15 protein-coding genes are annotated in these 24,043 nt (G+C 65.6%); 2 read left to right on the top strand and 13 right to left on the bottom strand.

The annotated features are described in order from the left end of the window. Window positions 1–129 precede the first annotated feature (129 nt). The 3 genes from CH290_RS28780 to CH290_RS28790 all read right to left on the bottom strand — a co-directional run bounded on the left by CH290_RS28780 (window position 130) and on the right by CH290_RS28790 (window position 2,930). Entirely contained in the window at window positions 130–1,458 is a 1,329-nt protein-coding gene (locus tag CH290_RS28780) for an IS1096 element passenger TnpR family protein (protein WP_033188097.1), read from the bottom strand. A gap of 69 nt (window positions 1,459–1,527) precedes the next feature. Next, on the bottom strand, window positions 1,528–2,058 hold the full coding sequence (locus tag CH290_RS28785) for an LpqN/LpqT family lipoprotein (RefSeq protein WP_033188096.1): 531 nt from the start codon (window positions 2,056–2,058) through the stop codon (window positions 1,528–1,530). Continuing rightward, complete coding sequence (locus CH290_RS28790) at window positions 2,055–2,930, bottom strand: Cof-type HAD-IIB family hydrolase (protein WP_033188095.1); 876 nt, start codon at window positions 2,928–2,930, stop codon at window positions 2,055–2,057. Before CH290_RS28790 ends, CH290_RS28785 begins: the two co-directional genes overlap by 4 nt. Window positions 2,931–2,976: 46 nt before the next feature. On the opposite strand from CH290_RS28790, the gene CH290_RS28795 reads away from it, so the two are divergent. Then, on the top strand, window positions 2,977–3,852 hold the full coding sequence (locus tag CH290_RS28795) for an aldo/keto reductase (RefSeq protein WP_033188094.1): 876 nt from the start codon (window positions 2,977–2,979) through the stop codon (window positions 3,850–3,852). Here the strand turns inward: CH290_RS28795 and CH290_RS28800 are convergent. From CH290_RS28800 to CH290_RS28810, 3 genes are all read right to left on the bottom strand, one after another. Then, a complete protein-coding gene (locus tag CH290_RS28800) occupies window positions 3,849–5,042 on the bottom strand; it encodes a metallophosphoesterase (protein ID WP_019665278.1) in 1,194 nt (397 codons plus the stop codon). The genes CH290_RS28795 and CH290_RS28800 overlap by 4 nt on opposite strands. Continuing rightward, window positions 5,035–5,685 (bottom strand): NAD(P)-dependent oxidoreductase, encoded by a 651-nt coding sequence (locus CH290_RS28805; RefSeq protein WP_026347816.1) that lies wholly within the window; start codon window positions 5,683–5,685, stop codon window positions 5,035–5,037. The genes CH290_RS28800 and CH290_RS28805 overlap by 8 nt, the downstream gene beginning before the upstream one ends. Before the next feature lie 71 nt (window positions 5,686–5,756). Further along, window positions 5,757–10,478 carry a PDDEXK-like endonuclease domain-containing protein gene (locus CH290_RS28810; RefSeq protein ID WP_033188093.1) on the bottom strand — a complete coding sequence of 1,574 codons (4,722 nt, stop codon included), beginning with the start codon at window positions 10,476–10,478 and terminating at the stop codon, window positions 5,757–5,759. 801 nt (window positions 10,479–11,279) lie between these two features. On the opposite strand from CH290_RS28810, the gene CH290_RS28815 reads away from it, so the two are divergent. Further along, window positions 11,280–16,748 carry an ATP-binding protein gene (locus CH290_RS28815; RefSeq protein ID WP_033188092.1) on the top strand — a complete coding sequence of 1,823 codons (5,469 nt, stop codon included), beginning with the start codon at window positions 11,280–11,282 and terminating at the stop codon, window positions 16,746–16,748. A gap of 146 nt (window positions 16,749–16,894) precedes the next feature. Here the strand turns inward: CH290_RS28815 and CH290_RS28820 are convergent, their stop codons facing one another. From CH290_RS28820 to trhO, 7 genes are all read right to left on the bottom strand, one after another. Then, on the bottom strand, window positions 16,895–18,115 hold the full coding sequence (locus tag CH290_RS28820) for a glycerate kinase family protein (RefSeq protein ID WP_033188091.1): 1,221 nt from the start codon (window positions 18,113–18,115) through the stop codon (window positions 16,895–16,897). Window positions 18,116–18,143: 28 nt separating this feature from the next. Further along, the gene (locus CH290_RS28825) at window positions 18,144–19,643 is read right to left on the bottom strand and encodes an SLC13 family permease (protein ID WP_033188090.1); all 1,500 of its coding nucleotides are present in this window, start codon (window positions 19,641–19,643) and stop codon (window positions 18,144–18,146) included. Then, the gene (locus CH290_RS28830) at window positions 19,640–20,299 is read right to left on the bottom strand and encodes a response regulator transcription factor (RefSeq protein ID WP_019665284.1); all 660 of its coding nucleotides are present in this window, start codon (window positions 20,297–20,299) and stop codon (window positions 19,640–19,642) included. Before CH290_RS28830 ends, CH290_RS28825 begins: the two co-directional genes overlap by 4 nt. Then, the gene (locus CH290_RS28835; protein ID WP_230620847.1) at window positions 20,296–21,825 is read right to left on the bottom strand and encodes a sensor histidine kinase; all 1,530 of its coding nucleotides are present in this window, start codon (window positions 21,823–21,825) and stop codon (window positions 20,296–20,298) included. Before CH290_RS28835 ends, CH290_RS28830 begins: the two co-directional genes overlap by 4 nt. Further along, a complete protein-coding gene (locus CH290_RS28840; protein ID WP_019665286.1) occupies window positions 21,815–22,159 on the bottom strand; it encodes a hypothetical protein in 345 nt (114 codons plus the stop codon). Before CH290_RS28840 ends, CH290_RS28835 begins: the two co-directional genes overlap by 11 nt. 95 nt (window positions 22,160–22,254) lie before the next feature. After that, complete coding sequence (locus CH290_RS28845) at window positions 22,255–23,148, bottom strand: pseudouridine synthase (RefSeq protein WP_033188089.1); 894 nt, start codon at window positions 23,146–23,148, stop codon at window positions 22,255–22,257. Beyond that, window positions 23,141–23,983 (bottom strand): oxygen-dependent tRNA uridine(34) hydroxylase TrhO, encoded by an 843-nt coding sequence (gene trhO / locus CH290_RS28850; RefSeq protein ID WP_033188088.1) that lies wholly within the window; start codon window positions 23,981–23,983, stop codon window positions 23,141–23,143. The genes CH290_RS28845 and trhO overlap by 8 nt, the downstream gene beginning before the upstream one ends. Window positions 23,984–24,043 lie beyond the last annotated feature (60 nt).

Here is a 24,043-nt window from a genome sequence, read left to right on the forward strand (position 1 = left end):
TGGGGGACAAACCAATCAAAAGCTACCGTACAACCTCGTTGTCTCCAACCTCTCGGCTGGAGTCGGTGTCCGTGTCGCTCTGACTCGACAAAAGTTACGCGACGACTCGCCGAACTCCAAATCGCCTGGTCAGAGGCGTCGGCTAGTTCGAAGCGCGTCCCGAGCGAACCGTCGAGCCCAGATCGGGGACTCCGCTCCCCCTCCGCCGAGATAGAACAACGGCCCGTGTGCACCGATCAGATCCAGAAATGCAACGGTCGGATGCGCGATCTTCTGCGCTTCGAATGCGCCGTGGTCTCCGGTCACCCAGTCGAGTGCACCCGTGACTTCGACGATCATCGCGTCCCGTTGGGCGGGTGAAGCCGAGGCGGCGAGCGCGATCAGGAAGAGCGTTCCGGCGTCCTGTTCATGAGGTTGCTTTCCGAGAGGCAACCGAGCTGCGCAGTGGTGCCAGAGCCCGACCGGGTCGTCGACCAATGCGGTGCCGACTCTGGTTCGAACGAGCTCCCCCTTGAACACGCGAACGAGACCCAGCGCCTTCGCGGCTTCCCTCAGGTCCGTTGCTTGGTGGTGGTCGGCTTCGAAGAGACTGTCGCCTACCCAGCCGATTCCCCAGTCCAGCTCGTCGCGGACGGCTTCCACTACACGGGGCGGCAATCTGCCGCCGGCCAGTGCGATGCCGGCGTCACCGACTTTCCGAAGCAGCCACATCATTTTCGTCATGGCGGTGTCAGCTACCGGCAGGTCGACGGAACTCTCGATGGTCAGCTCGCATCGAGGCAGTAGTTCCAGCAAACGAGGCTTCGGGACGGCTCCGCTTCGACTGAACAGTCTCGCAACCAGTGCCGACGCAGCTGCGCTTTCGGTCTCCGACGAGCGACCTTCTCTGGCCCCTCGAAGACGTGTGTTGATCTCGTCCACTGTCGGCGCCGAGGATCTGCCGGATACTGCATCCGCGTCGGCCCCGTGGCCGGGGCAGATGTTCTCGGCGCCCAGGCACGTCGGCCGTAGGTCGTCGATGTCCGTGTCCACCGCCATGACCTGCACCGACAAGCCACGCGCTTCGTCGAACCGGTAGTAAGCACGATCGCCGGGGCGGGCCAGTACCGCGTCCACGCGCACGTGATCGCCCGCCGCGTCGGTTCCGTCTCGTAAGCCAGCGGGAACGAACGTGTCCGACGCGGAGTCCAGCCGATAGTGCTCGTCGTGCCAGCCCATCGCGGCCTGGATCAGCGCATGCAGTTCAGGAAGTAACAAGTCCGACCGAAGTCTCAAGCGTCGCCACACCGTCGGGACGTATGACAGAAGCTCGACGTGCAGCGTCAACTGCACGATCCCCGACGCCCCGGCTGCGGGTACGTCGCGTACGGCTCGTGCGAACTCGAGTTCCCGACGCGGCTCGGTCGGAAGGTCCGGCACCAGCGTCAGGTGCCGTGCGCGTCCGGTGCGATTCGGCATGTGTCCGACTGTAGTGAACTCTGCGGTGGCTGTGCGTCGCTCCGATCGGGTCCGAGCAGAACGGGTGAGCTATCCCAAATCGAACAGTCCGTCGTTGATCGCGGCGACGTCGAACGCGAGTTTCTCGGCTTGGCCGGCCAGGATGGTGACCGTCAACTGCACCAGATACTGCTCGTCGACACCGAGAACGGCGTACCGCGTCGTGACGCTCAACTCCAGTTGCTCCGCAGTGAACGACCCAGCAAGGAACCGTGCCGGCCACGGTCCGAGGTCTTCGGCGCTTGCCGATGCCTCGGACCACCCCGGCATCAGTCGAGCATCGGTGAAGCTGCAGTCGAGTAACGGACCGGAATCGACCGCCGTGGAAAGCTTTCCGACAAGAAGCACGGCGTTCGGCGCGAAGCCGTTCTCCACGAGCGAAGTCTCGACGAGCACGGCCGTCGCGCCGGGGAACTGCTCGGCAGGTGCCGCCTCCCACCCGGCCGGGGTGTGCGCCACCACCCCGAGCGCGGCCGCAGCGTCGCGCCCGATCGGCGTCACCTGAATGCCGTTCGACGAAAGATACTGGGCGACAGTCAAGTCACCGCTGCCGGAAGTCATAAGGGGGCTCCTTCTGTCGAATGTCCTGCACGGTCTTCTGTCAGCTCTTCCAGGTACCGAGCCACCCCGTCGTCGTCGTTGGACTGAAGGATTCTGTCCGCGATCTCTTTGATCTCCAGCATCGCGTTCTCGGTGGTCAGAGCGGTTCCTGCCCATTCGAGCATCGGAACGTCGTTGAACGCGTCACCGACGGCTGCGACGGCGGTCCGATCGATGCCCAACTCCTCGCACAACCGCGCCAGCGCGCTGGCCTTGGACACCCCTGTCGCCGACATCTCGATGTACGGTGCGCCGGAATGGGTCAATTCGACACCGTCGACCTCTGCGGCCAACACCGTTCGGTACAGCTCCACGCTGGGAACATCAGGGTGACGAGCAACGATCTTGACCGTCGGCTCGTCGGACAGAACCGTCGACCGGACGTCCATCTCGTGGGGATGCCGATGATGGTCGGCGAACACGCACAGAGCGGCGTATCCGTGCTCGGCGACGAATCGAGTCGCACCGACCGTCGCGAAGACGACCCCCGGCACGACGTCACGGACCCTCTTCATCGCCGTCGCGACCGCAGTCGCGTCGATGGACGTCGTCCCGGAGATGACGGGCGTGCCGTCGGCGAGATCGAGAACAACAGCTCCGTTGGCGCCGATCGCCTTGCCCGTGAATCCGCAGGACTGGGCCAACTCGTGGATGGAGTGCCTGGCCCGGGCCGACGCCCAGACAACCTCGATCCCGGCGGCCCGGGCGGCGGCCATCGCCGCTGCAGTTCGTGCCGAAACAGAACGCTCCGAATTCAACAAAGTCCCGTCGAGGTCAGTGGCAAGCAAACGAACCGTCACACCCACGATGATGCCAGCGCTCGCACCGGCCACGGCAATGCGGGCATGGTGGACAGTGGACGGCGCTAGCCTTGAACGCGTGAGCACTCCGAACCTGACCCTCAATTCCGGAACCACGATCCCCCAGCTCGGCCTGGGAGTCTGGCAGGCAGCCGACAGCGAGACCGAGCACGCTGTCCGGTACGCGCTCGACGAAGCCGGCTATCGCCACATCGACACCGCCGCGGCGTACGGCAACGAAGAAGCCGTCGGTCGAGGCATCTCGTCGGCCGACGTCGCGCGTGAGGACATCTTCGTCACCACCAAGCTGTGGAACGCCGATCAGGGTTACGAGCCCGCGTTGGCAGCCTTCGACACCAGCCTGAGCAAACTCGGCCTCGATTACGTCGACCTCTACCTGATCCACTGGCCCCTGCAGAACGACGATCGACTGCTTCGAACCTGGGAAGCGCTCGAGAAGATCGCAGAATCCGGCAAGGCGAAAGCAGTCGGAGTGTGCAACTTCGAACCTCGCCACCTACAGCTGCTGATCGACCGCGGCGGCCTGCTGCCCGCTGTCGATCAGGTCGAGCTACACCCCCATCTCACCCAGCAGGCGATCAAGGACACGGCCGCTCGGCACGGTATCGCTGTCGAGTCGTGGAGTCCGCTCGGTGGAACGAGCAACTCCGGGTGGGGCAAGGCATCCAAGCCCAACACCCTGCTCACCGACCCGGTCATCACGACCATCGGCGAGCGTCACGGTAAATCCGCAGCACAGGTGTTGATTCGCTGGCACCTGCAGAACGGCCTGATCGTGATCCCCAAATCCGTTCACGACGAACGGATTTCACAGAACATCGATGTGTTCGACTTCGAGCTCACGCCAGAGGACCTCAGCGAGATCGCCACCTTGGACGACAACGCACGCGTCGGAGCCCACCCCGACGAGCTGAATCTCGGCGCGCCGGACTAGCCCGCAGTCCGAGCACGGAGAACGAGAACGGTGATCTCGCTCGGCGCGAACACCCGGAACGGCGGACCCCAGAAGCCCGTACCGGGCGAGGTGTAGAGCTGGGTCCGCTCACCGTGCGCACTGAGACCTCGCACGGTGGGCTGATCCAGCCGAACCAGGTACCGGAAAGGCCAGATCTGCCCACCGTGAGTGTGCCCGGACACCTGCAGATCCACTCCGCGCCTGACCGCGTCGTCGACTTGTTTGGGCTGGTGGGCGAGCAGGAAGACCGGCACCTGCGGGTCCGCCCCGTCCAAGGCCCGATCCAGATCCGCGCCGTGCCCGTCCGTCCCCGAGCCCGACGCCGTCCGATCGTCGACGCCCGCGATCACCAGAGCGCTGCTCCCGGAACCGATCTCGATGCGCTCGTTGTGCAGCGCTGTCCACCCGAGCGATCCCATGTGATCGAGCCAGGCCTGAGCCTCGCCGAAGTACTCGTGATTCCCCGTGACGTACACCCGCCCGTACCGAGCACGAACGTGCCGTAACGGTTCCACCTGATGCCGGCGCGCGGCGACCGACCCGTCGGCCAGATCACCGATGTGACACGCGACGTCGGCGTCGAGCTCATTGATTCTCTCCACCACCCTGGCCGACCATCCGGCGCGGTCGATCGGACCGTAGTGGGTGTCGGTGATCATCACCACTCGCAACCCGTCCAGGTCCGCGCCGAGTCGCTCGAGATGAACGTCCTTCTCGACGACGCGAGGCACCTTCATCGCCTCGTAGTGCCCCCACACCAGCAGCGCGACCACGACGACGACCACCGCGCACGCGACGAGCCTGGAGCGGAACGGATCCTCGATCCCGGCGACAGCCAGCACCGCGCCGAGGAGATTGCCCAGAACACTCCACACGAACAGCACCCACACAGCGCCGAGCACCGTGTCGCCGACTCGCGCCGCACGGTCGTCCCCTCGCGCGTGCCCCAGGACCATCGCCGTGGGCAGAGTGATCCCAGCCAGAAGGATTCCGACACATCCCGCGACCGACACGGCCGCCGGCCAATCCGTACCCGCGAAGAACAGCGTCCACAACGGAACGCCGAAGAGCAGCACCACGACCAACAGAACGACGGACGACACCGTCAACCGACGCACGAGCGGTGGCCGGTTCGGCGCCTCTACCGGCCGCCCGGTCCGGTCACCCACGCAACGCGTCGGCGATGGGGGTGTCACCGTTGTCGAACTCGATGAAACGGCCGACGGTGGACTCGTCGTCCAATGCCGCTGCGATCGCTGCTGCGACGTCGTCACGGGTCACGGACGCACCCGTCGCACCGGCATCACGCGTCGTGATGGAACCGGTACCTGGTTCCAGGGTCAGGGCACTCGGACCGAGAATGGTCCACTCGAGCGACGTCGTTCGCAGATATTCGTCGGCTGCGGCTTTGGCGTCCGCATACGCGTGGAAAGAATTGTCCGGATCCACGCCGTGGTCCGGCCCCGCACCGAAGTACGACACCATGACGTATCGCGACACACCCGCGCGGCCCGACGCGTCCATCGATCGAATGGCTGCATCGCGATCCACGGCGTAGGTGCGCTTCGGGTCTCCGCCGCCCGCGCCTGCCGACCAGACGACTGCGTCGAAACCGTCGATCAGCGCAGCGATCTTCTCGACGTCGAGAGTCTCGATATCGGCGACGACCGGAGTGGCACCGGCATTCGCGACGTCGTTCACGTGTTCCGGATTACGGATGATCGCTCCGACCTCGTGCCCCCGTGCGACGAGCAACGGCGCCAGACGTAGTGCGATCTTGCCGTGGCCTCCGAAGATGGCAACTCTGGACATGAACACTCCCTCGAATGGAAACAGGTCGTGTTCCACGCTAACGCACAGCCACGGACGCGCCGGTCCTGCCGCTACGACCGTCGTCGACCGTGAAATCCGTTGATCGGCAGTTCCACGTCGACGATGCCGTCGTCCTCGGAACTCGCGCGGACATCCGCGGGGGAACTTGCGCGGACATCCGCGGGGGAACTTGCGCGGACATCCGCGGGGGAACTCGCGCGGACATCCGCGGGCATCGTCCAGACCTCGGTGACGGCTTCCGCCGGCACGTCCACGTCCTCGTCCTCCCGCGATCGCCCGAGCCACCCGTTCCACGACGAATTCTCGTCCGCCGGCCGTGGAGCCCGACCGGGCAACGCCACCTCGGTGACGATGTCCTCCTTGCGCGGTTCGAGGTCCAACGGTGTCCACTCCATCGTCCGGATCGGGTCCGGGTCGGCGCGCACCGAATCGGGTTCGATACCACCGGCGGCGAGCGTCGACCACAGGGTGCTCATGGCGGCCTCGGGGTCGAGGTAGTACTCCGACTCGCGCACTCGCCAGAACGTCCAGCCGCACCGTTTCAGTTCCTGTTCGCGCTGGAGGTCTGCCCGTAGCCGCTCCGGACTGTCCAGGACCGTGTCACCGTCGCACTCGACCGCCAGCCGCGAGGCCTGCCCGGTGACGACAAGATCTATCCGACGGTTGTTCACCTCGACTCCCGGAGTCACGTGGTAACCCCGATCGCGAAGTTCCACGAAGATTCGCTGCTCGAACAACGACGCGAAATCTGTGTGGCGTGATTCGGCGTCCACTCCGAGCGGCATCGGAACAACCGATGCAGGCGACACCGACGTCATGTACCCGAGCAAACTGTTACGCAGGTCCGCGCGCTTGAGCCGGTCCACGGTGACCGAATGGAACAGCCACAGTTGGTCCTGCGCACGCGACGCCGCGACGTTGAACCGACGCTTGTACTGATTTGCCGTCAACGCGACGAACGGCTGGCTCGGCGAGACGACCATGGACAGGAACACGACACTGCGCTCGTCTCCCTGGAAGTCCGGGGGCGTGCCGACACGGAGTCGGCGATCCTCCCACTGGTCGATGCCGATACGTTTGATGAGCTCGTTGCGAATTTCGTCGACCTGCGAACTCCCCTGCAGTACAACGACTCCGAAGGTCTTGCCGTGGTACAAGGGATCGGCGAGACACTTCACGATCTGGCCGACGATGGCCAACGCTTCCACGCGATTGACCAGCGTCGCGCCCTTGCCGACGACGGTGGCATCCGGCACGTACGTGTGCCGCAACGGTGGAAGCCTGTCCGCCCCGAACTGCCGCACCGGGACGAGTGGGGAATCACCGTAGAACTGCTGACTGGACCAGTTGATGATCTCCGGCATCGACCTGAAGTGCTCCCGCAGCCTGACGACCTGGCCGAATCTCGTCCGGAGCATCGAGAACAGACTCGATCGCGGCGTCAGAGTTGCGCGAACGTGTTCCGGCAGATCGGGAAGATAGACGTCCAACCTGGTGAAGACGTCCTCCAGGGTCCCGGTCTGCGGAACATCCGCCGGCGCGCACTGACGGTCGTCACCGACGACGATGACGCGCGGAGCCAGGTACAGCAGGAACAGGCTGCTGATGTCCGCCTGACTGGCCTCGTCGACGATGACAACGTCGAAGCTGTCCGCGACCGGCGGCACCGACGCGAGGACCTGTTGCAGAGGCATGACCCACGCCGGCACGGCACTCTGTGCGTCGCGCATGGCCGATCGAGCCGCACTTCGATAGGTCTCCGCGTACTTTCCCGCACCCGAGCCGATCGCGGAAATGTGCTCCCGATAGGTCTGCAGGGCACGAACTTCCACGGCCGTCATCCGTTCGAGGCAGTCACGCCACGCCATGGCCGCACCGAGCTTGGCGGTGAGAAAGGACAGGTCCGCCTCGGCCGCGTTCAGCTCGGCGTCGAGACGGTGTTCGAGGCCCGAGTCGTGTTGTGCGGACACCCACTCACGCGCCCGGCGCCACGCCCACGCCTTGGACATCTGCCAACTCAGCTCGTCCCATTCAGGGTCGGCCGCAGTCTCCACGACGAGCTCGTGCAACGCTGGTGCGGTCGCGATAAGCCTCGCGGACAACGCATCCTGTTCGAGTTGATCCTTCTGCTCGGCGCAGGCGAGAAGGTAGGAATCGCACGCGGCGGCAACCGCGTCGGCGTCGGCCGAGCTGATCGCGGCGACCAGCGCGTTACCCTCCGGAGACGGACCACTGTCGATCTGGACCGCAACGCCGTACAGCACCCGCTCCAACTCGGCGCGAGCGACGTCCGCATCGATACGAGTCGCGATGGCACCGGCGGACCCCGCGAACTTCTGCGCGTCGTCGAGGGTTCGGATCCACGGGGCAGACGGAGACACTGCATACAAACGCTCGACCAGGGCGTCACGTGCATGGAGAACACCCGACACGCGAACGAGCTTGCTGGCGACGAGTTGCAGATCGTTGACCTGTCGTGACCGGGATCCGTCCGTGGACACCTCGATTCCCAAGTCGGCCAACAGAACCGACGCGGTACGAACGATGTCGAGAGCACGGACATGCTCGGCCACGAGACGCACGGCCGCGGCCGAGGCAGCAGCCGTCCCGTCCACCTCCGCCACGATGCCCAGCTGCTCGACGGCCTTCTGCTGCTCGCTCTTGCGGAATCTCCCCTTCCATTCCAAGCCCGATTCCAGTGCCACGGCGAAGGATTCGAGAGCTTGGAACGCAGCGTTCGACGTCAGCGAACTGCGCACGTCGTGCGCGCCGACGAAACGGTCCGACTGCGCCGCGACGTCGACCGTCGACACTGTTCCGCTGACTCTCGACCACAGATGAGCGGCTTCGCCGGACAGAACGGAATCGGTCAACTGCCGGTACACGGCGTCGAGCTCCTGGACATCGCGGACACGAGCGTCGAGCTCCTCGCAGAGTCTGCGGATGTCGAACGCAGCCGCCGGATCGACCCCACCGAGGAATTCGACCAGCTGAGCGGATTGATCGGACGTCGTCGGTGCCGTCGCGCTCGCGCGCTCGCACAGGGCTCTCAGCTCGGCCGAGTTGGGCAGCATCGTCTCGAGCGCGGGAAGAGCCTGTCCAGTCCTGACATCCCTGCCCTCACGTGCGGTCGCGATCAAGCGGCGCAGCCGATCGACCTCGGTCCCGCTCAGTGGTGGGCGCTCACCGAACAGGGGGCCCGGCAGCCACTCGTGGGCTCCCTCGAGCGAACTCACCTTGCGCACGACGGTCGCAGCTGTCCCCTCGAATCCATCCGAGATATACGGGTGTACAACGGTTTCCGCCGCCCTCACCTCGGCGACCGCATCCAACAACCCATCGCGTCGGGCGAGAGCTTCGGCGCGACGTGCGACGAGGGAATCGATCTTCTCGGCGTCGTCGATGTCGTTGTAGGCCGCTTTTCGATCCGCGATGCGAGCCACGCTGCGACTGAGTTCCTCGGACCCGCCGCGCGACAGGTCGGTGATGGACACGCACAACTCCTGTAGATCAGGAGGAAGCTTGTCCCGCAGCACACGCAATGCTTGTGATTTCTCACTAGTGACCAGAACCCTCTGCCCCCGCGCGAGCAGCGAGGACATCAGGTTGGCAATCGTGTGCGTCTTCCCGGTTCCCGGTGGGCCCTCCACGACGACCCCACTGTCACGTCCGAGGCGATGCACGATCTGGGATTGCTCCGCGTTCGCCGGTAGCGGGAACATCGGGTCCTCGGCGATCTCGCGGGGGTCCGCCGCGCCCGACCGCTCCAGCCACGCCAACCGATCCGCCGGCTCGATGGGCTCGACCAGCTGAGCGAGACCGAGAGGTGCCGTCGCGCCGTCTCGTCCGAGCTCGGCGATCATCTGCTCGTAGTAGTCCAGCAGGGCGTAGGAGTCTCGTTTGCGCATCACCACTGCCGGAGACAGCGTCAGGGTCGGCTTGTCCGAGACCCCGAACGTCGCCGGGCGGTCCAGCTCGGCCCGCACCTCCAGGTCGACGTCGAGAGTGCGCCGAGCCCAGTCCACCAGATACTCCCGAACCGGCGGTGCGAGAGGAGACGACACCGACGACGCGAGCGTCTGCTGCAGCTCGACCGACCCCGAGACGTCGAATCGAGGGTGGGATGCGAGCAATCTGGAATCCTCCAGATGCGGTTGAGCGTGCGCGGCGAGCGTGACCAGCAGGTCCCCGGTGCGTACGTCCCTCTCGATGGTCGCCGACTGCGTCAGGACGTGAGTGCGGATCGCGGCCGACGAATCCGTCGCGGCGAGACCGAGCAGACCGGATGCGACGACGACTTCGACCGACTCCGGCCGCGAGGCGACCTCCTGCATCATCAGCTGCAGCGACTCGTAGAGAGACGCCTGGGGCCTGACCTTGCGATCGTTCTCCGCCCAGACACGCCACTTGGCTGAATACGACGCGAACTCCTGGCGAATCTCGTACGCCCGGCGGATGTCGAAATCCGCATCGGTGTCGCTGTAACCCGCCTCGGTGTCCTTCGATTCCTCCAGGTCGAGCGCGCGGTAGCGGCTGTCGCCGATCATCGCCGGGTCGACGAGCCCTTTCAGCAGAGCCGGCAGCTCGGGTGGCTCGGAGACGTCGACGCGTCCCGCTCGGAACACCACGCCACCTGCCCTGGCGTTCCTGTCGAGCCGGAGCGCACCGGTCTCGCCGTCGATCCACTGAACCCGCAGGTGATCCTCGTAATCCAGCGTCGGCTCGGTACGTGCCGTGACGATCTCCCGCAGGAACTGCAGCAGCCGAAGCACTCGGCCTTCCACATTCTGACCATCGAGGCCTGCGTGACCGAGGCCCGTATGACCGCGGCCCGGAACCGATGAAGTCGACACTGCCACTACCTCTGCACTCTTCGAAACGGCCATCCTGGAACAGGTCGGATGCTTGCACTGAACCGCCAGAATAGTCTCCGGGACGGTAATGGTCATGGTCTCCGAACCGGTTGCCCGGTCTATCGTGCAACTTCACAACGCGCGTTGTTCGACGTCGGCCGCACTCACAGGCCAACCAAGGGTGATCGAGCCCGCGTCGAAGTGTCGGGCGGGACCCACCGACACCCCTACCCGCTGGTAATGTACCGGCCGGTAACCGGGAACGTTCCACAACGTGAAAGTCGGCCTCTGCCAACGCTACTCGCCAGTATGCCGTCAAGTCTTCCGTGACAATTCATAGAGGAATCGCGAATAGCTCGTGAAATGCCATGCGGTGGTTGAGGTTTGAACAACGCGATATCTGTCACATCCACCGAGTCGGAAGTTGACATCGCAAACGTGCTGTGAGCGGCTAGAATAAGTCGACATTCAGACAGGCCCATCCGATATCGACGGGCCACGAGTACAAGCCGTCGAGATCGGAGAATCGGGCGTGGTCGCCACCGCAAGGACACATCGGCACAGTGTGACCACCCAACAGCACCGTTCGACCGACCACGACGAAGCAGATTCCCCGAATCGGCCCTGGCGCCGACCGAAGATCTGATAGAACCCGACGGGCTCGAAAAGTAGTGCCCGACGTGAGACAGACCGAGTTCACCCGAGACGAAGAGAGACACGTTGTTCAAGCGGATTGCAGTAGTCAACAGAGGCGAGGCGGCAGTACGCCTGATCAGGGCCGTCAAGGAACTCAACGCAGAGCACGACTACGGCATCCGGACGGTCGCGCTGCACACCGAAGCAGAGCGTCGGGCCATGTTCGTGCGCCAAGCCGACGAGGCCGTCACCCTGAGTAAGCCCGCGTCCGGTTCCGCCTACCTCGACTACGAGGTGCTCGAGGCCGCCCTCGTCGAGTCCGGCGCGGACGCGGTGTGGGTCGGATGGGGATTCGTCGCCGAAGACCCGGCGTTCGCCGACATCGTCGCTCGCTTGAACATCACCTTCATCGGTCCGTCGTCCAGCGCGATGCGCCTGCTCGGCGACAAGGTCGAAGCCAAGCTCCTCGCCGAGAAAGTCGGCGTCCCCGTGGCACCGTGGTCCGGCGGACCCGTCGAGACCCGCGCCGACGCTCGTCGTCACGCCCAGGCGATCGGCTACCCGCTGATCATCAAAGCCCGCTCCGGTGGTGGTGGCCGCGGCATCCGCAAGGTCTTCCACGAGGACGAACTCGAACTCGCACTCGAGCGCACCCAGGGCGAGGCCGAGCGTTCCTTCGGTGACCCGGTCGTGTTCATCGAACGTCTCGTCACCGACGCCCGCCACGTCGAGGTTCAGGTCATCGCCGACAACCACGGCAATGTCTGGGCTCCGGGCGTACGCGACTGCTCGATCCAGCGCCGCAACCAGAAGGTCATCGAAGAGTCCAGCTCGCCGCTGCTGACCAAGGAACAGTCCGACCACCTGCGGTCCGTGTCCGCCGAACTCGTCCGCGCAGCCGAATACGCAGGCGCAGGCACGGTCGAGTACCTGTACCAGCCCGAGCAGAAGATCTTCACGTTCCTCGAGGTCAACACTCGACTGCAGGTCGAGCACCCGATCACCGAGTACACCACCGGAATCGACCTGGTGAAGCTGCAGATTCTCGTCGCGGGCGGCCACCGCCTCGAAGGAGACTGCCCAGCCGAGTTCGGTCACGCCGTCGAGGCACGCCTGAACGCCGAGGACGCCGACAACGGCTTCGCACCGGCACCGGGCAGCGTCGAACTGCTCAAGTTCCCGCTCGGCACCGGCATCCGCGTCGACACCGGTATCGCCCAGGGCGACGTCATTCCCCCGGACTACGACTCCATGGTCGCCAAGGTCATCGCCTGGGGCCGCGATCGCAGCGAGGCCTTCGCCCGCCTGCGCAACGCACTGCGCGAGACCACCGTCGTCATCGACGGCGGTACCACCACCAAGTCGTTCCTGCTCGGCCTGCTCGACAAGGAAGAGGTCATCACCGCCTCCGCCGACACCGGCTGGCTCGACCGCACCGACGCAGGCACCCCCGCAGGCCCGACGGCCACAGCCGACATCGCGATCATCGCCGCGGCCATCGACGCCTACGACGCCGAGGAAGCACACGAACGTGCGTCGTTCCTCACCTCAGCCCGCGGCGGACGCCCCCGCGCCAGCCACACCGTCGGCCGTACCGTGGAACTGAGCTACCAGGGTCAGGCCTACAAGCTGACCGTCGGCCAGACCGGACCGCACAGCTACCGCGTCGACGGTGACAGCGGAGACCTGCAGGTCGATGTCGAACGCCTCGGCGCATACGAGAGCCGACTCGTCCTCGGTGGCCGCCGATACTCCGTCGTGACCGTCGCGCAGGCCGCGCACTTCCTCGTCGAGGTCGACGGCATCAGCCACCAGATCAGCCAGGACGAGGCGGGCCTCGTCCGCGCCCCCGCACCTGCCGTCGTCGTCGCAGTCCCCGTCGCCGTGGGTGACGACGTGGAGGCAGGGCAGACCCTCGTCGTACTCGAATCCATGAAGATGGAAACCGCGGTCCGCTCCCCCTACGCCGGCAAGGTCCGCGAGGTACTCGCCTCGGTCAACGGCCAGGTCGACTCCGGCGCCGCGTTGCTGCGTGTCGACCAGGCAGGCGAGCAGAAGGCCGCCAGCCAGACGGCACGGGTGGAATTCCGCACGGCGGACCTCGCATCCGGTGCGTCGGCGAGCTGCCAGGCGCTGGGCGTACTCGAGGAACTGTCCGCCCTGATCACCGGATTCGACGTCAGCGCATCGCGTGCGCGCACCCTGCTGACCGAGTACGAAACCCTGCGTGCCGACGTTCCACGCGACGACCGCAGCGTCGTCGATGCAGAATTGGTTCTGCTCAACACCTTCGCCGACATCTGCGAGCTCTCCCGTAATCGTCCGACGATGGACGAGGAGAACACCGACGAGCGTGTCCATTCCCCGCGTGAGCACTTCCACTCGTTCCTCGGCTCACTCGACGCCGACGTCCAAGGACTGCCGGATGCGTTCCGCAGCAAGCTCTCTCGTGCACTTCGACACTACGACGCAGGCGATCTGGAACGCGGCCCCGAGCTCGAAGAGGCCGTCTACCGCGTCTTCCTCGCACTCCAACGCATCGAGAACCAGGTTCCCGTCGTCGCTGCTCTGCTGGACCACTGGTTGACCGACTCCGCTGCCCAGCAAGCCAGCGAATCCGCGATCGGCGACGTGCTCGAGCGACTCATCGTCGCCACCCAGGCTCGCTACCCGGTCATCGGCGACGTCGCCCGCAACCTGCGGTTCCGGTTGTTCGACGCCCCGCAGATCGCACGTGCACGCGACCAGGTCTACGACGGAGTTCGCGGCAGCCTGCAGTACCTCGCCGAGAACCCCGACGCCCACGATTACGCGGCACGTATCGACGCATTGGTCTCGACGCCGGAACCACTGATCGACCTCCTCGCATCCCGTATCGAGAACCCCGGCGCCCTGCTCGAGGTCATCACCAGGCAGTTCTACGAGATCCGCACGCTCGAGGACGTCAAGGCGTTCGACCGTGAAGGCAAGCACTTCGTCACCGGCAACTTCGAACTCGCCGGTGAGCGTCTCCACTTGGTCTCCACCGCAACGTCGTTCGCGGAACTGCGCGCGACTCTCGACGCCATCGACGACATCGCAGGCCCCACCCCCGAGCACCTCGCCGTCGACCTCTACCTCTCCTGGCCCGACGCTCCCGCCGACGGCGACGAGATCTCGTCGACCATTCACGCCGTGCTGTCCGAGCATCCCCGCACACGTGGATGGCGTCGCATCACCATCACCGTCTGCGGCGACGACGTTCGCAACGTGACGTTCCGCCGACCCAACGTCGACGGCTCCGAACCGCTCGCCGAGGACATCGTCATCCGCGACATGCACCCGCTCACCGGGCAGCGACTGGATCTGTGGCGCCTGAAGAACTTCGACGGCAAGCGTCTGCCTGCCACGCCGGGGACGTACCTCTTCCAGCTCAAGGCGAAAGAGAACCCGTCCGACGAGCGCCTCATGGCTCTCGCCGAAATCCGCGGCGTCACCACCCAACTCGACGAGAACGGCGAAGTCGTCGCCGTCCCCGAAATCGAGCGCACCGTCGCAGCATGCCTCGACGGCATCCGTCGATTCCAGGCACAGCGCGGCAAGAAGCGCCTCGACGCCAACCGCGTCACCCTCTACGTCTGGCCCGTGCTCGACGTACCCGAGGACCGCCTGGCGACCATCGCACGCCACATCGCGCCGTCGACCATCGGCGCAGGCCTGGAAGAGATCACGCTGATCGCGCGCCTCAAGGATGGCGTCAACTCCGTCCCCCGCGACGTCGCGATCCGCTTCTCCTACCGCTCCGGCGCAGGCATCGTCGCCAAGGTCACCGACAAGCCGACCGAGCCGCTGCGCCCGATCGACGAGTACACCCAGAAGGTTCAGCGCTCGCAGGCACGCGGCACCGTGTACCCGTACGAGCTGATCCCTCTGCTGACCGAAGCAGGCGGAACGTTCACCGAATACGACTTCGACGAAACAGGCACGTTCGGCGCCGTCGACCGTCCGTACGGAAAGAACAAGGCGGGCATCATCGCCGGCGTCGTCACCACACCGAGCGAGCGCTACCCCGAAGGCATCACCCGCGTCGCCCTGTTCGGTGACCCGACCAAGGCGCTCGGCACCGTCGCCGAAGCAGAATGCTCCCGCATCGTCGCCGCCATCGACCTCGCCGAGAAGATCGGCGCACCCGTCGAATGGTTCGCCCTGTCCTCCGGCGCCACCATCTCGATGGCCACCGGAACCGAGAACATGGACTGGGTCTCGCGCGGCCTGCGACGGATCATCACGTTCACCCAGGGCGGCGGCGAGATCAACATCATCGTCGCAGGCATCAACGTCGGCGCCCAGCCGTACTGGAACGCCGAAGCGACCATGCTCGCCCACACCAAGGGCATCCTCGTGATGACCCCGGACAGTGCCATGGTGCTCACCGGCAAGCAGTCCCTGGACTACTCCGGTGGCGTCTCCGCCGAAGACAACTTCGGCATCGGTGGCTACGACCGCGTCATGGGACCGAACGGCCAGGCCCAGTACTGGGCGCCGAACCTGCGTGCCGCCGTGGAAGTTCTGTTCGCGCACTACGACCACGCATACGCGCTGCCCGGCGAACGTTTCCCACGCCGCGCCGTCACCGCCGACCCGACCGACCGCGACGTGCGCAGCTACCCGCACGTGCACCCGTCGAGCGACTTCACCACCGTCGGCGACATCTTCTCCAGCGCAACCAACCCGGACCGCAAGAAGCCGTTCGACATCCGCACCGTCATGCGCGCCGTCGTCGACCAGGATCACTCGGTCCTCGAGCGCTGGGCCGACATGGCCGACGCCGACACCTCCGTCGTCTTCGATGCACACCTCGCCGGAATCCCCGTCTCGGTCATCGGCATCGAATCCCGGGCCATCCCCCGTAAGGGCTGGTTCCCCGCCGACGGACCGGACCAGTGGACGTCGGGCACGTTGTTCCCGAGCTCGTCGAAGAAGACCGCACGAGCCATCAACGCCGCCAGCGGATCACGTCCGATCGTGGTGCTGGCCAACCTGTCCGGCTTCGACGGTTCACCCGAGTCGCTGCGCAACATCCAGCTCGAATACGGCGCCGAAATCGGAAGGGCCATCGTCAACTTCGACGGACCCATCGTGTTCTGCGTCGTCTCCCGCTACCACGGCGGCGCATTCGTGGTGTTCTCCGGAGCACTCAACGACAACATGGAAGTTCTCGCCGTCGAAGGCTCCTTCGCCTCCGTCCTCGGTGGTGCACCCGCCGCAGCCGTCGTCTTCACCCGCGACGTCAACGCCCGCACCGCAGCCGACGACGCGGTGAAGGAACTCGAAGCCCGGCTCACCGCAGCCGACACCGACGCCGAACGCGCACACCTACGCGTCGAACTGGCCTCGACCAAGGCCGACGTCCGTAACGCCAAACTCGGCGAAGTCGCCGCGGAATTCGAAGCAATCCACAACATCCAGCGAGCACAACAAGTCGGATCCGTGGACCACATCGTCCCCGCCGCCGAACTGCGACCACAAATCATCGCAGCCATCGAACGAGGCATCGCCCGCGCACAGGCATAACCTCCAACCGCTGCGCCCCCTGACCGTTGGTCAGGGGGCGCAGTCGTGTCCGGGCTGGCCTCAATTTTCCGGACCGAACGTGACGTTCGGTCACTTGGAGTGACCGAACGGTTCATTCGGTCCCACCCAAAGGGGGTGCGCGGCGGCTAGGCGGCACCCTTGCGTCGTTTGCCACCGGACCGTGCGGAGACGGCGCCGCCGAGGAGAATCATCCGCATCGTTCGCTCCGCTGCATCGGTGAGCAGGGACTCGCCATTGGCTACGGCTTCGGCCAGGGGCATGGGGACCGTGATGATCGATGCGATGGCTGCGATGCCGACGTCGTGGACAGCCGGCGCACCCTGTCCCAGCGATCCTGCCAGCGCGATGAGAGGTACGCCGAGTCGTTGGCAGCGCCGCGCCACTTCGGCGGGGACTTTGCCTTTCGGGGTCTGGAAGTCGATCGACCCTTCGGCGGTGATCACCAGGTCCGCCTTGCGAATTCGGCGGTCGAGGTCGATTCCGGACAGTCCCGAATCGAGAAGGGCGTCGAATCGAGACCGGAGGGCGGCCCCGACACCGGCTGCGAGACCGGCGCCCAGCCCTCCCGACGCTCCTGTACCGAGGCCGTGCCGGATGTCGCCGTCGTGGACTCCGTCGCGTTCGAGGACGTCGGCCCAGTTGTCCAGGGCCTCGGACAAGCGTTCCACCTGCGTCGTGGACGCGCCCTTCTGTGGCCCGAACACGCGTGCCACCCCGCCCGAACCGCACAGGACGTTGTGCGGGTTGCAGGCCAACACCACTTCCACGTCGGCCAACCTCGGATGTAGTCCGCTCCGGTCGATCGACACGGCTCGGGTCAGTTCGTTTCCTCCGAGGCCGATCTCGATCCCCTCGGCGTCGAGAATCCGAGCACCGAGCGCCTGCAGTGCTCCGGCCCCACCGTCGCACGTCCCGGAATCCCCACAGCCGACGAGAATCTGCTCGGCCCCGGCGTCGAGTGCGGCCGCAATGAGCTGCCCGACGCCGTACGTCGTCGTCGCCCCCGGGTCACGCATGTCGGCCGGTACGAGTGAAAGCCCAGCGGCCGCAGCCATTTCGACGACGGCGACGCCGGTCGCCGAACCACCGAGGGTTGCCCACTGCGCGGTCACCGCCTGTCCGACGGGTCCCGTCACCACCGCGTCGTGCAGTTGTCCTCGCGTCGCGGCGGCCAGAGTGCGTGCAGTGCCTTCCCCGCCGTCGGCGATCGGCGCGGTGTCGACGCGCACCCCGGGCAGTACGCGTCGCACACCTGCAGCGATGGCGGTCGCCACCGACTCTGCGCACAGGCTTTCCTTGAAACCGCTGGGAGCAACGAGAATTCTCTGCGGGACGCGATTGGACATGGGGGTTCTCCTCTGGGGACGTGGACGATCAGGAATGCAGGGACAGCCCGAGTGCGGGCCAGACCCACAACGCGCAGGCGAGGATCAGCGCCACCGATACCGGAGCGAGGGCAGCGGACATCCGAAGCAGATGTGATCCGGAGTAGCCGGGGACGGTGTCCGAGGCAGCGAACATGGCAACCGGCTTGGCAGAACTGGTGAGAGTCAGACAGAATCCCGCGGCGGCGGTCGATGCGAATGCCGCTGCAGCAGGATCGATTCCGAAGGCAGGTGCCGTGGCGATCACGATGGGGACGAGCACCGCGGACCGAGCCGAACGCGATTGGATCACCAAGTGGGACACCAGCGACACCAGAACCACGACCACCACGAACGACGTGGCTGCCGACCCGCCCATTCCGCGAACCGGGCCGAACGCAAGGTCGGCGAACCACTGGGCGGCACCGCTGGTAGTCAGGGCGACACCGAGACACAGCGTCGCTGCCATGAACAGCAACAGCGACCACGGAATGGTCTTGAGCGCGGCAGGCAGCGTTGTAGCACCCAGGCGCGGAGCCGCCGCCAACAGCGCTCCGATCATCGCCACGATCGCCGGGTCGATGCCATGCAGCGGTTCACTCGACCACAGCACGATCACGACGCCGAGCAACGCGACGAGCCGACGCTGCGGCCTGGTGAGGGGTGCGGCCGAGCTGACACCGAATGCGTTCGTGCTCAGCGTGATCGGATGTGCACGCTCGGATCGGTCGGTGAAGAGCGACAGCGCGATCTCGGCCGCGATGTGGGACCACACGATCGCCAGAGGAAGACCGAGGAGGATCCACTGCAGAAAGCCGATTCCCGAGCCCGTGGCGGTCCGCAGGATTTCGCTGGTGATCAAATGCGCTCCTGCACCGAGCAGTGAACCGACGGCCGAGAACAGGATCACCGACGGAAATACGATCGCCAAGGCCAGCACCAATTTCGGACGGTGCCGCAGGACCGCGGCCAACGCCAGGAACACCGGGAGTGCGAGGGCGGCCCGCCCCGACGTCGCTGGAATCGCGTAGGTGGTGACGAGCAGAACGATGGTCACGAGGTGGACGAGTTGGCGCGGAGTGCGTGCCGCGGACAACACCCGCGCGGCGACCCACGACGCCAGTCCGCTCGCCGTGACTGCTGCGGCGATGACGAAGGATCCGACCAACAGCCAGATAACGGTGTCGCCCAGGGTGCCGGTGAACGTCTCGGCGTCGACCGGACCTGCCAGGACGAGAGTGAGTGCCGCGCCGAGAGCGACGTACGTGTCGTCCACCGGCGCGAAAATCCACATCCACACCGCGACGAGGAAGACAAGCACCGTGACCGTTCCGTCGAACGAGAGGTCCCCGGCGACACCGGCGAACACCACGCGAACGCAGAGAAGCAGGACGACGACACCGCTGAGCGCAATGGGCAGCGTCGGCGCGGGGATCCGCATCCTCGGGCGACTGGGCCCGGTGCGGCCGAGCTTGGTGGGCGGGGTTGTTGCGAAACGTGTCTCGGTCATCGCAATCGATATCCCATGCCGCGCACCGTCTCCACACGCTCGGCACCGATCTTCGAGCGCAGCGCCCGAACGTAGACGTCGACGACGTTGGACGCAGGATCGAAATCGTAACCCCACACCTGACCCAGAATTTGCTCCCGGGAGAGCACCTGGTCGGCATGTCTGAGAAAGACTTCGAGCAACGCGAACTCACGTGCCGTCAGATCGACCACCCGATCGCCGATCTGCGCTCGGCGAGACCGCAGGTCCAAGCTCAGATCCCGCAGCACCAGCGACGACTCCGCACCGATCGACACGTCGTCCTGCAATCTCAAGCGCACGCGTGCAAGCAATTCCGCGAACTGGAACGGCTTGGTCATGTAATCGTTCGCGCCGCCTTCGAGTCCGGCCACGGTGTCTCGGACACTGTCACGGGCCGTCAGGACGACGACCGGAGTGCTCACGCCCTCACCCCGAAGTTGACGAAGAACAGTGAAGCCGTCCATCGACGGGAGCCCGATGTCGAGCACCACCATGTCGAACCCGCCCTCGCGGGCCATCATGAGCGCCGTCTCACCGTCGGCGACATGCTCGGTGCTGTATCCAGCGGCGCGCAGGCCCTTTCCGACGAACGACGCAATGTGCACATCGTCCTCGGCGATGAGTATGCGGCTCATGAGATCTCCTTCGTGGCGGTGTCGTCGTACGGTTGTTCGGTGATGACGGTGTGTCCCGGGCTCGGCAGGTCGAGGCCGAAGGTCGCGCCCTCGCCGTGCACACTGCGCACCCAGGCGGACCCGCCGTGCGCGTCGGCGATGGCTCGGACGATGGCCAAGCCGAGTCCCGCACCCGAGCGCTGCTGCGGCGTCGTCCGATCGGCCGGAGACCCTCGCTGAAATCGTTCGAAGATCAGCGGCGCGTCCTCGGGCCGGACACCGGGGCCGTCGTCGGTGATCCACAACGAGAAGACCCTTCCGTCTCCGTCGCCGTCGAAGCGCGACCCCAGCCGGATTCGAGACCCGACCGCGGTGTGTCCCACCGCGTTGGCGGCCATCTGCACCATCGCCTGCGTCACACGTTCCGCGTCGAGACTGCACGTTCCCTCCGCGACCTCCATCAGCAACCACTGCCGAACGCCGATCGTCTGCACTTTCGACTCGATGTCGAGGACCAACTGCGCTACGTCCACGGTCTTGCGGACGACGAAGTCCGGTTGCTCCGCCTTCGCCAGCATGAGCAGATCGCTGACGATCCGGCCCATTCGTCCGAGCTCGCTGTCCACCAACGCCAACGTCTTGCGCCGCTCGTCGGGGTCATCGGACATCAGCTCGAGGTGCCCGCGGACGATCGTGATGGGGGTCCGCAATTCGTGGCCGGCGTCGTCGACGAACTGGCGTTGCGTCGTGTAGGCGCTCTCGAGCCGATCCAGCATCGCGTTGAACGTCTCGGCGAGGTCGGCGATGTCGTCACGACCGTGCACCGGCACCCGCGCGGTCAGATCCGTCTCACCGATTTCCGCGGCAACGGTACGCACGGTGCGCACCGGTGCCAGGATGCGGCCTGCCACCAGATACGCGACGCCTGCCGTGAGCGACAATCCGACGATGCCGACGAGAGCCATCGTCTGCATCGTGCGGCCCACGAGGTCGCGTCCGGACTTGGTGAACACCGCAACGAACAACGTTCCGCCCGTCCCGGCGACGTCGTCGACATCGACTCGTCCCCAGCGCATCTGACCCGACACCGTCTCGACGACGCCGGCAGGCTGCGCCGAGTCGATCGACGAACGCACCAGTCCCGGATCCTGCATCAACGCGTCCGGGACATCCCCACGAGGTTGTCCGACGACGTCGTTGCCGACGACTCCGATCATCACCTCACCGAGGCTGGGCGACTGCCGCGCCAGATAGACCTCGAGCAGCCGCTCGACGGACACGAACGGGCGCGTCGTCGTCGGGTCGACGCCTTCCGCGGCGAACGTCCTGAACTCGTCTGCCTCCTGCACGATGTCGTCGTTGGCTCGCACGTCGACGTCACGCAGCAGCAGATTACGAGCCGTGACCAGAACGACGACCAGAAGCAGAAGCGTCGTCAGCATGATCCAGGCCGTGATCTTCCAGCGAGCCGGAAGGGAGGATCCGCGCCTGGTCACTGCAGTCGAATCGGGAGCAGTCGAGTCGGGAGCTGTCGTATCAGTCGTCATCGTCGTCCCCACCGTCGTCGCCGTCGTCGTCCCAGTCGTCGTCGTACGGAATCACCGGTGCCTGAGGAGCCGGCGCGGGAGCCTGGGGAGCAGGCGCTGGGGCTGGGGCAGGGGCAGGCGGCGGTGGCGGCAGCTCGGTCGGCGGCTGCGGGGCCGGCTGGGTCGTGGTCGGCTGGGTCGCAGTCGGCTGGGTTGCAGTCGGTACGACGCTCACCACCACCGGCGCCGGATCCAACTCCGGATCAGGGGCGCGGGTGAGGAGGAAACTTGCCGCCAAGACGAACGCGACGGCTGCGAGTATCGCGCCGACGGCGAGCGGTCGGGAGGAGTGCATGGGTAGAACTATGCCGGGAATCCATGACGTACCCATGAGACGCACATGAAGGTTTCTTCATCTGCGTCTTGTTCTTGCGGCGGCTCGACTCCGGCTCAGCCCGCGAGGGTCCGCCGGCTCACGAATCTGCGACGCCCACCGGTGATGGGGTCGTCGAACTCCACCGCACGGGCGAGCAGCTGCAACGGCGAGTCGAAATCGTCGGCGGCAGTCCGGTAAACCGGATAATACGCGTCGCCCTTGATGGGAATACCTAAAGAGGACAAGTGAATCCGAAGCTGATGAGTACGGCCGGTGTGCGGGAAGAGCCGGTAGCGAGCAGTGTCACCGAACCGTTCGACGAGTTCGATGCGGGTCTCGCTGTTGGGCTCCCCCGGTTCCTCGCGGGCGACCATCACACCGTGATCCTTCAGGATCCGGCTGCGCACCACCCGGGGGAATTCCAGAGACGGATCGAATCCAGCGACTGCCTCGTACTCCTTGAGCACTGCCCGCGAGGAGAACAGTTCCTGGTACGGACGCCGAAGCTCCCGCGAGCGGGTGAAGATCAACACTCCTGCCGTCGCTCTGTCCAGACGATGAGCGGGCGTCAGGTCCTCGCAACCGAGGAGGCGACGCAGTCTGACGGTCGCGGTCTCGGTGACGTGCATTCCGCGAGGAATCGTCGCGAGGAAATGCGGTTTGTCGACGACGACGATGCCCTCCGCGTCGTACAGAACGTCGAGCTCGAACGGCACCGGAGTCTCGGGTGCCGGCACGCGATGGAAGTAGACGAACCTCCCTGGTGCGTAACGACTCTCGACGGTCCAAGGCCGAGCCTTCTCGTCGACCACCTCGCCGCCGGTCAACATCGTCACCCAGTCGTCTCCGGGATGCTCACGCTGCAGGTAGTCGAGAACGAGTACGGACGAGTCGTCGTGCGGAAGGCGGATTCTCAACGGCGCGAGACCGTCCCGATACGGCAGAGGAGGCTGTGAATGCTCAGGCACAGTCCACGCATACCAAGCGAAGGCCCCGCCCGTCGTCGCCGTCGAAATCCTGATATCTCGAGGTCGGGTTGCTGCACACCGTGCATCTCCCGATCACCTCGGTGTGGTCGGAGAAGTCGACCGTCATCCGCTTGTCGAACACGTACAACGACCCTTCCCACAATGCATCGTCGCCGAAAGTCTCTGCGTACCGGACGATTCCACCGTCGATCTGGTAGACCTCCTCGAATCCGCGGGAACGCATGAGTGACGACAGCACCTCGCAGCGGACGCCGCCCGTGCAGTACGTGACCACCGGGCTGGACTTCAGGTGATCGAACTCGCCCGAGTCCAGTTGCGCCACGAAATCCCGCGTCGTCTCCACATCCGGGACGACGGCGTTCTTGAACTTGCCGATCTGCGCTTCGAACGCATTGCGGCCGTCGAAGAACACAACGTCATCGCCGCGCTCGACAACCAGATCGTTGACCTGCTGCGGACTGAGGTGCACTCCCCCGCCCACCACGCCGTTCTCGTCGACCTTCAACTCCTCCGGCGCCCCGAACGTGACGATCTCCGGCCGAACCTTCACCGACAGGCGCGGAAAATCGTCCCCCAGCCCCTCCGACCACTTGATGTCGGCTGCCTTGAACGGTGCATAGCTTCGGGTGCCGCGGACATACTTCTTGACGTCCTCCACATCACCGCCGACCGTCGCATTGATGCCGTGCTCCGAAATCAGAATGCGCCCGGTGAGGTTGTTCGACGCTGCCAAGGTGTGCTGCCACAGCCGAATCGCCTCGGGATCCGGCAGCGGAGTGAACACGTAGAACAGCACAATCTTCGGTACAGCCATGATGCAAGTATGCCGCCCGTGGTGACCGAACGGCACATTCGCTCACTCAGAGTGACCGAA

Origin of the sequence: Rhodococcus sp. 06-156-4 (assembly GCF_002259345.1) — a bacterium.
Lineage (GTDB): Bacteria > Actinomycetota > Actinomycetes > Mycobacteriales > Mycobacteriaceae > Rhodococcoides > Rhodococcoides fascians_E.

Bases quoted from the DNA above. Each gene is read 5' to 3' on its own strand.
- CH290_RS28830 (WP_019665284.1), bottom strand. From the start codon at position 20,299: ATGAGCCGCATACTCATCGCCGAGGACGATGTGCACATTGCGTCGTTC.
- trhO (WP_033188088.1), bottom strand. From the start codon at position 23,983: ATGGCTGTACCGAAGATTGTGCTGTTCTACGTGTTCACTCCGCTGCCG.
- CH290_RS28785 (WP_033188096.1), bottom strand. From the start codon at position 2,058: ATGACTTCCGGCAGCGGTGACTTGACTGTCGCCCAGTATCTTTCGTCG.
- CH290_RS28805 (WP_026347816.1), bottom strand. From the start codon at position 5,685: ATGTCCAGAGTTGCCATCTTCGGAGGCCACGGCAAGATCGCACTACGT.
- CH290_RS28840 (WP_019665286.1), bottom strand. From the start codon at position 22,159: ATGCACTCCTCCCGACCGCTCGCCGTCGGCGCGATACTCGCAGCCGTC.
- CH290_RS28835 (WP_230620847.1), bottom strand. From the start codon at position 21,825: ATGACGACTGATACGACAGCTCCCGACTCGACTGCTCCCGATTCGACT.
- CH290_RS28825 (WP_033188090.1), bottom strand. From the start codon at position 19,643: ATGACCGAGACACGTTTCGCAACAACCCCGCCCACCAAGCTCGGCCGC.
- CH290_RS28780 (WP_033188097.1), bottom strand. From the start codon at position 1,458: ATGCCGAATCGCACCGGACGCGCACGGCACCTGACGCTGGTGCCGGAC.
- CH290_RS28820 (WP_033188091.1), bottom strand. From the start codon at position 18,115: ATGTCCAATCGCGTCCCGCAGAGAATTCTCGTTGCTCCCAGCGGTTTC.